The sequence below is a fragment of the Segatella copri genome, from assembly GCF_009494835.1.
GTDB lineage: Bacteria > Bacteroidota > Bacteroidia > Bacteroidales > Bacteroidaceae > Prevotella > Prevotella copri_F.
Map to the genome: position 1 here is coordinate 1 of NZ_VZBE01000047.1, position 12,100 is coordinate 12,100.

The window sequence follows — 12,100 nt, forward strand, 5'->3', positions numbered from 1 at the left end:
TTCTTATGTTAGAATGTAAATCATGGTTTGAAACTGTACACACTCGGAGTACAAATGAAAACAAGATATGCTTGTGTCGAAAAGGCATATATGAGCTGATGGTAGAGTCGTCATCAACAACAATGACCCTGATTTGATAAACTCAGCAGGAATACTTGCTATTCATTTTTATATGATGGGGTTATGTTTACAAATTTGAGATTTCATGTAAAAAACAGGGGTATCTTATTATGATAAAAACATCAAGATACCCCTATATATAATAAGGTGTCATAACCGACAGACGGAGCGTGCTTGTTTTCCAACTATGCTTTGTTCTGTTTCTATATTCTTTGTTTCGTGTTTTTCAGCAGTATCTTGCTCCTGTGGTGGTGCCAATTCCAACTGTATTTTTCTATCCAACGCCGCCAGTTCCGCTTTCAGACCTTTCAGCTCTTCCTCTTTCTTCCAAGTCTTGCCAGCTATCTCTTCCAGTTGCGGTATTTCCTTTTCCAGAGCCTTGCATCTTGAATCATACTGCTCAATGTAGCTTGGTATCTTCTGTAAGGCATTCAGAAAGTTGTTTGCCGCTGCTATCGGGTCCGACTTGGCAATGTGACCGTAGTTGTACTGGTACTTGTAATTGCCCTCGACAAAAAAGCGGTTGTCAACAAATGGAAGACCATTCTCGAAACTTGTCTTGCTGACAATCTTGACAGGGAATCCGTAGATTTCTCCAATCCGCTTGTATTGTCCGCCAGTTGTCTCTTTCTCCGCCAACATTTGCAGATGCTTTCCTATAACCTCTAAGTTCGTGGACTCCACACCATCAAGAGTGATGAGGTTGAGGATGTTGCCGTCCTTGTCTTTCCTGGCTTTGCCCATAAACTTGCCGTAGTCCTCGGTCATTCCCTTGAGAGAGGCTTTGTTGTTGCCCAGCTCTGCCGTCTTTGACTGCAATTTTGTTTCTGAGTCACGCTTGCCCTTGTTAAACGATTTGCGCTCACCCTCCAGAGAAGCAATCTTCTTCTCCAGCTTCGCCTTGTCAAGCAAGTCGGTATTTCCGGAGAGAATAGCCATATACTCGGAAAAATTCATACCCGATTTCTCGTCCATCGCTCCCTCGTCAATGGTTCTCGCTCCCAAGGCTCCGCTTTTCAACTGCGAGATAAAAGTCTGCTTGCAGTGCAGGAGGTTGAACTTGTAAGAGTCAAGCGACTTTTCCACCGCATAGATGATGACATCCACCTTATTGTCGGCATACAGTTTGGCAATCTCGTTGCCGGCACGCACACCTCGACCGTCACGTTGTGCCAAGTCTGACGGCCGCCACGGTGTGTCCAAATGATGGATAGCCACACACCTTTTTTGTGCATTTACGCCTGTACCTAACATAGATGTGGAGCCGAACAATACTCGTACCGAACCCTCGTTCATGGCTGCTATCACCGCCTTTCTTGCCCTCTCGTTCTTGCACTCCTGAATGAAGCGGATTTCAGATGAAGGTATTCCATAATCCTCTATCAGCTTACGCTTGATTTCAGAATACACGTTCCATTCGCCCGGTCGGTATGTTCCCAGATCTGAGAATACGAACTGCGTGCCCTTATGACCGTCGTAACGGTGATAGTAGTCGGCTATCATCTTCGCACAATGGCTCGCCTTGTTGTCGGGATGATCCTCACAAGTCGGGTCTATCATGCGCATGTCGAGAGCCATCTTTCGGGCATAGTCTGTGGCTATTAGCATCTTTGCCTTCTCTTCCGTTTCCGACAGAGGCGGTCTTCCGAGGATGGTGGCATCACCCGTCTTGGCAAACTCCATCAGCTTTTGGATGAAGTCCTCCTGCTCGGGTGTTGGTGGTATGTTATGAAGGATCTCGTTCTTCTCTGGTCTGTCCACACCAACCGCCTCCGCCGTACGATAGTCGGTTATCTCGTTGTAGAAAGCAGCAAGCTCCGGTACCTTGATGAAGTATCGGAAACGCTCCTTCTGTACGATGTTGTTGGTGACGTTAAACTCGAAGTCGGTAGTCTTCTTGGCGAAGATTGCCGCCCACGCATCGAAACAGCGGATGTCCTGACGCTCCAGTTCCTTGGGGCGCAGGTACTTGAAAAGCAGATACAACTCAGTCAGTGAGTTACTGATAGTTGTTCCCGACAGGAATGTCGCTCCCAGATCTCTGCCAGTCCGCTCCTGTATGGTACGGATAGCAAAGAGCATGTTGAGTGCCTTCTGGCTTCCCTCGCTGTTGCCGAGTCCTGCCACACGGTCGTGACGGGTATTGAACATAAGGTTCTTGAACTGGTGGCTCTCGTCCACAAACAAGTGGTCAATGCCCATCATGCGGAAGTCCACCACATCATCGGTGCGTTGCTCGATGCTGTAGGCTATCTTCTGCAACTTCACCTCCAGGTTCTGCTTTCGCTTTTCCAAGCCTTTGAGCATTCCCCTCGACACGTCCTTGCCCTGCGTGCGTATCACTTCCAGATTCTCCTCCACAGTATCAAGCTCAGCCTGCAATATCTGCCGCTGGAGTTCTGGCGATTGCGGTATCTTCCCGAACTGGTCGTGCGACATGATTACACAGTCATAGTCGTTGTTCTTGATGTTGTTGAAGAAGCTGACACGGTTCTTGGTGGAAAAGTCCTTCTCCGAGGCATAGAGTATCCTCGCATTGGGATAAGCTGTCTGATAGGTGGCAGCTATCTCCGCGACATTGGCTTTCAGTCCGATAATCATCGGCTTGTGAGCCATACCGAGGCGTTTCATCTCATGTGCAGCCATGCACATGATGAGGGTTTTTCCAGTACCGACCTCGTGGTCACATATCCCGCCACCGTTCTGCAAAAGCATCCATACACAGTCCTTCTGACTTGGGTACACACTCTTGACACCATACTTTCCGCCAAGGGCTTTCAAGTCCAAGCCGGGGAAGGTCTGGTGAGAACCGTCATACTTCGGACGCACGAAGCAGTTGAACTTCCGGTTGTACATTGTGGTCAAGCGTTCCTTAAAGGAGTCAGACTGCTCCTCCAGCCATTCAGAGAACCCGTTGCGGATTTCGTCAATCTTGGCATTGGCAAGCTGTATGCCCTCGCTGTCACGCACCTTGATGTCGTTGCCGTGTTCATCCTCACCGATGCTCTTCATCATGTCGGGACAAGTGTTGTGCAGGGCATGTTTCAGAAGACTCATGCCGTCATAGTGGCGGTAATATCCCTTCACCATATACTCATCCGTGATGGCCATGGTCTTCATACTGCATTTTGCCGAATATTCGTCCATGCTGTCGGAATAGACGATGCTGACCTGTGTATTGAAGAGGTGGCTCATGTAAGCGGAATACACACCTGTAGGTATCCAACGCTCACCGAAGTTGAAGTCCAGGTCCTCAAAGGTTATCGGTTCGGGAATGCTTGCCTTCAAGGCTTCCAACGACTCTCTCACGATTGCATGATCGGGATTTTCCTTCAGCCATTCTTCTATACGCTCCACTTTCTCAATGACATTGCCAGCAATGAAGCGGTCGGCTATCTCGTAGCCGTCTATGAGCGGATTGTAATAGATGCGTCCTTTAAGCGCTTCCGTCAGTTCCTGTTCCGGCATATCCGATAATTCAGTCATATACGGCAAGTCGATACGGCCGAACTTGTTGAGCGAGGCGGTGAGCGCTTCCTCTGGAGAATCGACATGGCTGACCTCGTCAAGCGAAAAAGAGACCGGGTGGTCGAAGATGTCTGACTTTGTGAACTGTCCGTTTTCCACCCGTTCCAAGGACAGCATGTCGCGCCCTGAGGCATCCATAAGGATGAACTTCACGTTCTGCTTGGCATTGAGGTTGCCGAAGCGGATGAAGAAAGCATCATAATAGACATTCAGACTCTCACGCATCTGCTTGTTTTCAGTCTGTTCTTCCGCTTCATAGGTGTAAAGTTTCTGATAGGCATCACGGAGGGCGATATACAAGACAGCCTTTTCTTTCTGCTCCATATTCAGATCCAATGGCATGAAAGTAGCACCATACTTGGTAAGGTCTTTCAATACACCGATGTTTCTGGCAGAGTCGAGCACCATAGAACCCTCACGATGAAAACTTTCCAGTTTCTCATCAAATGGACGGGGCTTCATAGCATCCTCTTTCTTCTTTGCCAGCTCTTCCCGCTTTCTTTCTTGCTCTTTTTGTTGTTCCCGCTCATGATTTGTTTCTTTCAATGTGTTCTGAGTTTTGGAATCTTCTTTTGGCTCATTCCCTTTTGACTGTCCATGCCTGATTTGAACTTTGAGAACTTCTATCGGTTCCATCGGCGGCTTGAACTTCGGATCAAGCGTATCTTCAACGCCCAAAGCCTTGAGTTGTTCCTGACGGTGCAGTTCCGCCTTTTGGCGCAGCAGCACCCTGTCTTCGGGAGCCATGGTCATCATCATCTCGTAAAAGCCGTTGATTGGCGGATTCTCTTCCCAAGAGATGCTTGCGTATGGCTCATCACCAGGAAGAATCTTCTTTGCCTCCACATCTGGAGTGTTGGCATTGACATTTGCTTCATCAAAGGACTTTTCCTTATTTTCCAAAGGCTTTGTCTCAAACTTTGCCGTAGGATTGACAGCCTTCACTAGCGGACTTGCTTTCTTCTTTGCTGTTTTTTGGGCTGATGGTTTTGTGATTGTCGTAGCCTTGCCAGTTTGCTTGCTTACCTGTTTCTTTGTTTCCTTTATTGTCAAGCGGTCTTCCTCTTCCATGCCCCAAAGGTCGAACAAGGTCATTTGGACAGGTGGCTGCTGATGAACAGTCCGTTCATGATGCGAACCTGGTTCATCGGCATTGTTGCTTTCCACATTATTATATAAGTGTGGTTGCTCTGTTTGCCCTATGTCCAATGTTTCCTTTCCGTTTTCTTGTTTTACCTCAACTTCTGCCTGTTGGGCGACCTTAGTTTCTTCTTGCTGCTCCTCTATCCCCAAGTATCGGTTCAAATTGAGGTTCTTCTTAAAGTCTTCATGGAGCATCTTTCGCAAATCCTCTGCAATGCCTTCCACACCATCCTCATGCGTGTATATCATTGCAGGTTTGCCGAACGAGTCAGTATCCAACTTTGCCGTTGTATGGATAATGCGTTCCGGATGCTCCAGAAAGTAGTTGTTTGTCGGAATGCGGTTCTCGTCATTATAGACGGTATCAAGCAGGTTGTCGTCTCCTCGCAGCGACTCCTTTTGGCTGTTTTTCTGGAGGATGATGAGGTCACTGCCCACTTCCGTATTGGCATTTTCCGTGAACAGGTTGTTGGGAAGACGAATCGCTGACACGAGATCTGCATGATAGAGCATCATAAAACGCGCGGCACTGTTGTTTTTGGCATTCAATACGCCTTGTGAGGTGATGAAGGCAACCAACCCACCGTCCCTTACCGTATCAAGAGCCTTGACAAAGAAGTAGTTGTGTATGCGTCTGGTGACAAGTGCCCTCATGCCTTTCATGGCTGTATAGGACGGATCAAATACGGCAACATCGCCAAAGGGAATATTTGAGATGGCGAGGTCGAAGTAGGCATTGAAAGGCTTTTCTATCTTCTCGAATCCCTCTATGCGCACTTTCTGCTCCGGGTGCAGATGGTGGAGTATCTTTCCTGTAAGCAGGTCTTTTTCAAACGCCATAATGTCTGCCTTGGGATTGTTATCCAAGACGGAATCGACAAAGGCACCGATGCCTGCCGATGGTTCAAGTACCTTTTCGGGGATGATATGATGCTCTTTCAACACATCCGTCAGAGCCTCCGTAACGGCTGACGGCGTGTAGAATGCCGTGAGGACAGACTGTTTCAGACTGTCCATCAACTGTTTGTACTCGCTTTCATTCTTGCTGTTTTCACGGATAAGTCTATGCAGCTCCACGGTTGGAGCAAACAATTCAAGGTCTGATTTTGCCCAATGGACGGCATCCGCCAGTTCCCTGGCAGGGTTCAGGATGCACTTCAATCCCCCGAATCCGCAATAACGCTCCAGAAGGAGACGCTCACGGGCGGTCGGCGTGCGCTGTTCCCTGTCAAGGATGAATGCCGTCTCTATCGCCTTGATGTTGTCGTTCAGACGTTGTTTTCTATTGTACGCCATTTGACTCTATGAAAAGGGTTACGGCTCCAGTCAACTCTGTGTAGAGCTGGTCGTAGTCCGGTGACTGGGCAAAATCGTCATCGGTGAGGTCGTAAATGGAATACACGTTGTCAACCAAAGGCAGGAGGTGCTTGACAAACGCTTCCTGGTCTTCTACTGCTACCTCCAGGGGAAACTCACTGTCAACAACATCATACAGGATGCTGTACTTGGAAAAGCGGAGACCTTTCAGCAATGCTGACATGGCAAGTTCTTGTGCCGCATCGGCAAAGAGGGCATCACGCCGTGCCTGCTCATATACTTCTGCGGCATGGTCTGCACGTTCGCGGATAAAGTCCGCATCGCTGGCTTGTGGAAAACGGTTCTCTCTGAGATGGTTCAAGAGATACAGTCCGTAATAGGACAACTCTGTCTGTGCCTGTTTCTTTCTGTTCATTTGTCTGTTGAATGGATTAAGTGGTGAATAATAAACCGTGGATGGCGGTTGGTGTTTGTGTGAAAGCAAGAAAAGGCACTCGGTATCCCTCCGAGTGCCGCCACTTAATCCACAGTAAATAAAAGCATCCTAAATAAAGACACCATTTATGAACCATGTTTCGGTGGCAAAGGTACAAACTATTTCTTGTATCTCTTCACATTTCCTCGCTTTTCTGCTGTTTTGCGCTCTGCAAAGACGAATTTCGTGTTGAAATTCTCGTCAAAGGCTATGGCTGCGGAGAATGATTTGCCTTGCTTGCTGGTGAAACCATTGAGCGTTCTGGTCTTGCCCTTGGTGAGCAAGTCGGTGATATCGGCATCAGTGAGCAACTTTCCTGCTACCTGCTTGAACACAGGCATACCGCACTCCTTGTTACTGCATCTTACTACCTTTCCGAAGAACTGCATGGTACCTTGCTTGCATTTAGGACACTGGCAGCCGGAATCCTTGTGACTGAAAAGTCTGTCACAACCTAACAGCTCCGCAGTGATTTCACGGGTATAACCTTCGATACTATGGGTGAACCCGTCTGCACTTGCTTCACCTCGTTCTATCTTGGCAAGTTCCGCCTCCCATTTGCCCGTCATCTCCACATTGGCAATCGCCATGTTCTTCACCACGGAATGCAGGGCGAGTCCTTTTTCCGTCGGCACAAGTTTCTTCTGCTGGCGCACCATATACTCTCGTTTGAGCAGGGTTTCGATGATGGCGGCACGTGTAGCTGGTGTACCTATACCGCAGTCCTTCATTGCCTGGCGCATCGTATCATCTTCTATCTCTTTGCCTGCGGTCTCCATTGCTGCAAGCAATGTGGATTCCGTATGCAATGGCTTTGGTTTGGTCTTGCCCTCCGTGATGGTGCAGCCAGAAAGAGTGATATGCTGTCCTTCTTGCCAGTTGGGAATGACTTGATCCTTGACCTCATTGTCTGTTGCATCTGCATCCTTGTCCTGCCTTTGGTTCTTTTCCTTGAGCGACAACGCTCGCCAGCCAGTCTGTCGGATGATGGAGCCACTGATGCCAAACTCAACTTCATGATCCACTTGCGCCGATACTGATGTGATATCCTTGATGCAGTCTGCTGAGAACGCTTCAATCATCCGGCACAATATCATGTCATAAACGATCTTCTCGTCCTTGAAAAGACCAATGGCTGCATTTTCTGTGATGAGCAGGGCATGGTGATCGGTCACCTTGGCGGCATTCACGCTGTTCTTGCTGTAGTCCTCACTGCCAGGCAAGAGTTTCACTTTTTCTCCATATTCCGAATGATTCTCCAGATTCTTGAAGAGTTTGGGAAGGGTGGCAAATACATCATCCGAGATATAGCGGCTTGATGTTCTTGGATAGGTGATGAACTTTGCCTCGTAGAGTTTCTGGGCGATGGAGAGTGTATGCTCTGCCGTAAAGCCATGCTGGGAGTTGGCTTCTTTCTGCAAGGTGGTGAGGTCGTAAAGGAGCGGTGCCTTCTCCACCTTTCGCTTGGTTGCGACCTTTGTGATGATGACAGAACCTGTTTCTTTCACCTTATTATATATATCGGTTGCGGTAGCTTTGTCTGTCCAGCGGTTGGCAGATGTGAACTTCAGTATATTGCCACTGTCTGCATCAACCACACCGAAGTGTACCTGCCAGAATGGTTTCGACTCGAAACGCTTGTGTTCCCAATAGCGTTCGCACACCATGCCAAGGGTCGGAGTTTGCACACGACCTACAGAATAGGTGCCACGTCCTGCAGCTATCGTCAGGGCTTGTGTGCCGTTGATGCCGACGAGCCAGTCTGCCTCGCTTCTTGCCTTGGCTGCATGATAGAGATTGTCATACTCCTTTCCGTCCTTGAGGTTCTGAAGTCCCTCACGGATGGCGGTGTCCGTAAGCGAACTGATCCAGAGACGGTCGAAAGGTTTCCTGCAACCGAGATACGCATAGAGGTATCGGAAAATCAACTCTCCCTCACGTCCGGCATCGGTTGCTACGATAATGCGCTCACTGCTGTCAAACAGCTTGCCGATAATTTTAATCTGGGCAAGTACACCTGCATCTGGTTTGTAGCCGTTCTCTGTCTTGACTTGTCGGGGTACAAGAACGAACGGGGCGGGAATCACAGGCAGATTCTCTGCATGGAATCCCTTCATGCCGTAGGTTTCCGGCATGGCAGGCTGCACTAAATGTCCGAATGCCCATGTCACATAATAGCCATTGCCCTGCATATAGCCTTCCTCACGCTTGTCAGCTCCCACAATGTGGGCGATTTCCTTGGCTACGCTTGGTTTCTCTGCGATGATTGTCTTCATTGTCTGTTGTTTTTGTGACATCCGCAACCGTGGGATAGACGGTCGCAGATGTCGGTTGTTATAAGGGATGATTAACTCTGTGGATCAAGTGGCGGCAACTACATCTTCACGCTTCTTGCCTTTCTCTTTGGCTTCTGTTCCTCGGCGTTCTGTTCCTTCTGCTGCTTTTCGTTCTTTGGCGCAGACTGTCCCGGACTCAGCGGATCCTTGGTGTGCTTGGTCGCCTCATGGGTCTTGCCCTGCTCGTTGACGGCGACTTGTACCTTGTTCTCATTGGTCGGAATCTGTTCCTTCGCCTGTTTGAGGTCTGGATTGTTGCGGTAGGAACGTGGCTGCATCTTGTCGAAGTCGAACTTCACATAGGCGGTATAGGTACCGCTGCCGTTCTTGTTCGGCACTTCCTTGATCTCGATGGTCTTGCCTGCCACATAATCGTCCTTCTGCTGCTCGGTCAGTTCCTTCTTGAAATAGGTGTTGAGTCGGCGGATGGTCCCGTCCTCATTGAGCCAGTGGTTGGGATCTTGCTGCTTCTTCTGACCGCCCGCATCACCTTCTGCCTTCTGCTCCTGCTTGTCAGCGGTTTGCTTCTTGTCTCCATTCTGTTTCTGACCTTGCGCCTGTCTTGTGCTGCCAGGCACGAACTCTACGCCACGCTGTTCCACATTCACCTGCAACAGCGGTGTAAACTTGCGCCCGTTGGCAAGCTCAATCTCCTTACGAAGCGGAATACCTGAGTAGAGCACTCTCTTGTCGTCCTTGGTAATAGGTGTCTTGCCGATGGTATCGGGTATGCGCACCTTGTTGGTAGGGATGTCCACAATCTCATTGGTGAGACGGTCGATACTGATGAAATGAGGACGCAGTTCACCTGTATTCTTGTCGGGGAAATCCACTACCTTTCCGAGGTTACCGTTCTGCAACAGGTTCTTCTTGTCCTCAGGAGTAAAAGTATAGCCTTTGTAAGCGACATCGAGTTTAGGCTCGTTGCGCACGAAATGCGGCACGAGTTGCAACTGGTCGTTATCGTCCTTGCGGAATGACAGACGGGCCTGTATCTCTATCTGTTCACCACCGAAGGTCGGCTTCACAATCACAAGCCCTGTCTTGCCGTAGTTGAGCAGGGCTTTCATATCCTTCTCATTCATACTGTTGAAGTCTATGCCATATTTGGCACCAAGTTCCTGCAGGTTCACATCGTTACCACTAATGAGGTTCTGCTTTACACCCGGAGCGGTCTGTGCCTGCTGTTCGGTTGCGTTCTGTTCTGGTTTCTGTTCCATGTCGTTCTCTTTTTCGTTGGTTTGTTCAGATGATACATTCTCTTTTTCGGTGTTAGCCTGCGTCTTGGACGCATCGTCCGATGATGCGGTTTCTTTCGCCTGACCTTCCGATTGCTTTGCCTCTTTCTCATAATTGGAGGTGTCAACCTTGTGGGCGGAAAGAATCTCCTTGTTAGCCTCCGGATCTTTCAGCAACTCCTTCATCACGCCAAGCAGGTTTTCCACCTGGTCTGCCGCTATGCGGTAGAATCCGAATCGGCTTGGCTCCTTGCACTGGCGGAAGAAGTTTCTAAAGAAACTGTCCATCAAGTCACTGTTGCGGTCAAAACTCAGGAAGTCGGACGTGTTCTCCGCCTTGGCGGGTGCTCGCTTCGGTGTGCCGTCTCTGCTGAGTCCGGCGACGACGCTGATCTCGCCCGTCTTTTCGTCACGGACCACCAGCACGTCCTGTTCATCACTCTTTTTCTTTTGTACCATAATTGTAAATTTTTAATGGTGAATACTGTTGTTATTTGAATTTCTGATGAATGCGAGTCAAGTAATGCTCCACATTCTCTTTCTTGAATTCTTTGACATTATTCTCTACAAACTGCATCACATCCTCTTCCGTGTAGTAGGTTTTCTGCCCCAAACGCTTGTAGGGAAGCACTCCCAGACTGCGATAGCGTTGAAGGGAACGAGGGGATATTTGAAATAAGAGGCAGAGGTCTTGGTTGTCGAGCAATTTTTCATTGATGGCAGAACTTCCTTTTTGCTCCGTCTCTCGTTCGTGTCTCAACATCAGCATGTCGTAGATGCCGTCTATCTTTTTGTGTAGGTCATGGAGATATAACTCCAGTTTTCTCAATGTTCCATCTTCCATGCTCATGTTTCCTTTGCTATTGTTCGTTCCTCAACCATTCTTTCAATGGCTTCAACTTGGTATCGGCATTGATTGCCAATTTTAATAAAATCAATGCGGTTCTCTGAGCGCATTCGCTGCAAGGTGCGCTTGCTCACACCAAGCATCTTAGCTGCATCGTCATTGGTCAACATCGGCTTCAATACCTTACCCGTCAAGTTCTCTTGAAATGCCATTTTGGCCAATCGCACGTACTGGACTATTTCTGTCAACTGTTCTGTCAGCTTTTTGAAGGCTGCACTTTCCATTGTTATTACTTCCATTCTAATTCCGTTTGAAATGTTATATAATTCGTTGTTTTGATTTCTCGGCGGCAAAATTAACCATTTGCGAAATACCCGTTTAACAACTCATTAATGACCCACGTATAATTTTCTTGATTTTTCTTGCCAAGCGGTCGGCAAACCCCAGAAAAGCACTGCCACAGTTATTCATTTTCATTGTTTTTCTACATACACACATTAACTTTGCATCCGAATTTGTTGAACCAATAAAACAGAGAATATGGAAGTAGTAACAATGGAAAAGAAGGCATTCGACTTGATGATGGCAAGATACGATGCCTTGGTAAAGAAAGTTGAGTTGCTGAAGCATAAGGCTAACGGCAAGCGTCTGAACAAATGGCTTACAGGTCAAGAGGTCTGCCAGCAACTTCGCATCAGCCAGCGCACCTTACAAAAACTTCGTGACCGCCGTTTCTTGGGGCATACCCAGATAGGTCGCCAATTCTATTACTGCCCCGAAGAGGTCAAAGCCATCGTTCCGCTTATCGCCAGAATCAAATCGGTATAGCATAAGACCAAACTCGCCCAAGGCAAAGCCAAAAACTTCACCCTGGGCGAGCCAACACATTTTATATTCACCACTTAATCCAAATTGTAAACAATGAACATGAACCAACTTCTTACGCATGAGAGCAAGTCGATAGACACCGCCATGCAATCCTTGAAGAAAGCCAACAACTGGCTATCCTCATTCATCGAGTCCTACAGCCCACCTTTGGATGGGGAGCGATACCTCACCGACAAGGAACTCTCCGAGCATTTGAAGCTTAGTCGCC

At 48.3% G+C, this 12,100-nt stretch carries 7 protein-coding genes and 1 pseudogene; 2 read left to right on the forward strand and 6 right to left on the reverse strand.

The annotated features are described in order from the left end of the window. Positions 1–270: 270 nt before the first annotated feature. The 6 genes from F7D47_RS06870 to F7D47_RS06895 form a co-directional block, all read right to left on the reverse strand. Entirely contained in the window at positions 271–6,087 is a 5,817-nt protein-coding gene (locus F7D47_RS06870; protein WP_153086571.1) for a helicase-related protein, read from the reverse strand. Next, positions 6,074–6,523: a DUF1896 domain-containing protein gene (locus tag F7D47_RS06875; RefSeq protein WP_153086572.1), complete on the reverse strand. Its 450-nt coding sequence runs from the start codon at positions 6,521–6,523 to the stop codon at positions 6,074–6,076. Before F7D47_RS06875 ends, F7D47_RS06870 begins: the two co-directional genes overlap by 14 nt. Positions 6,524–6,702: 179 nt before the next feature. Beyond that, positions 6,703–8,859, reverse strand: coding sequence for a type IA DNA topoisomerase (locus F7D47_RS06880; RefSeq protein ID WP_153086573.1), 2,157 nt, complete (start codon positions 8,857–8,859; stop codon positions 6,703–6,705). A 98-nt stretch (positions 8,860–8,957) separates the two neighbouring features. After that, positions 8,958–10,616 carry a DUF4099 domain-containing protein gene (locus tag F7D47_RS06885; protein ID WP_153086574.1) on the reverse strand — a complete coding sequence of 553 codons (1,659 nt, stop codon included), beginning with the start codon at positions 10,614–10,616 and terminating at the stop codon, positions 8,958–8,960. Positions 10,617–10,647: 31 nt separating this feature from the next. Continuing rightward, the gene (locus F7D47_RS06890) at positions 10,648–10,926 is read right to left on the reverse strand and encodes a helix-turn-helix domain-containing protein (protein WP_081978971.1); all 279 of its coding nucleotides are present in this window, start codon (positions 10,924–10,926) and stop codon (positions 10,648–10,650) included. A gap of 77 nt (positions 10,927–11,003) precedes the next feature. Beyond that, positions 11,004–11,303, reverse strand: coding sequence for a helix-turn-helix domain-containing protein (locus F7D47_RS06895; RefSeq protein WP_153086575.1), 300 nt, complete (start codon positions 11,301–11,303; stop codon positions 11,004–11,006). Positions 11,304–11,544: 241 nt separating this feature from the next. On the opposite strand from F7D47_RS06895, the gene F7D47_RS06900 reads away from it, so the two are divergent. Together F7D47_RS06900 and F7D47_RS15125 are read left to right on the forward strand one after the other, a co-directional pair. Further along, positions 11,545–11,832: a helix-turn-helix domain-containing protein gene (locus tag F7D47_RS06900; RefSeq protein ID WP_117664200.1), complete on the forward strand. Its 288-nt coding sequence runs from the start codon at positions 11,545–11,547 to the stop codon at positions 11,830–11,832. 165 nt (positions 11,833–11,997) lie between these two features. Continuing rightward, positions 11,998–12,100, forward strand: a pseudogene (locus F7D47_RS15125) (helix-turn-helix domain-containing protein); the annotation flags it as partial.

Bases quoted from the DNA above. Each gene is read 5' to 3' on its own strand.
- F7D47_RS06895 (WP_153086575.1), bottom strand. From the start codon at position 11,303: ATGGAAGTAATAACAATGGAAAGTGCAGCCTTCAAAAAGCTGACAGAA.
- F7D47_RS06875 (WP_153086572.1), bottom strand. From the start codon at position 6,523: ATGAACAGAAAGAAACAGGCACAGACAGAGTTGTCCTATTACGGACTG.
- F7D47_RS06870 (WP_153086571.1), bottom strand. From the start codon at position 6,087: ATGGCGTACAATAGAAAACAACGTCTGAACGACAACATCAAGGCGATA.
- F7D47_RS06890 (WP_081978971.1), bottom strand. From the start codon at position 10,926: ATGCTGATGTTGAGACACGAACGAGAGACGGAGCAAAAAGGAAGTTCT.
- F7D47_RS06885 (WP_153086574.1), bottom strand. From the start codon at position 10,616: ATGGTACAAAAGAAAAAGAGTGATGAACAGGACGTGCTGGTGGTCCGT.
- F7D47_RS06880 (WP_153086573.1), bottom strand. From the start codon at position 8,859: ATGAAGACAATCATCGCAGAGAAACCAAGCGTAGCCAAGGAAATCGCC.
- F7D47_RS06900 (WP_117664200.1), top strand. From the start codon at position 11,545: ATGGAAGTAGTAACAATGGAAAAGAAGGCATTCGACTTGATGATGGCA.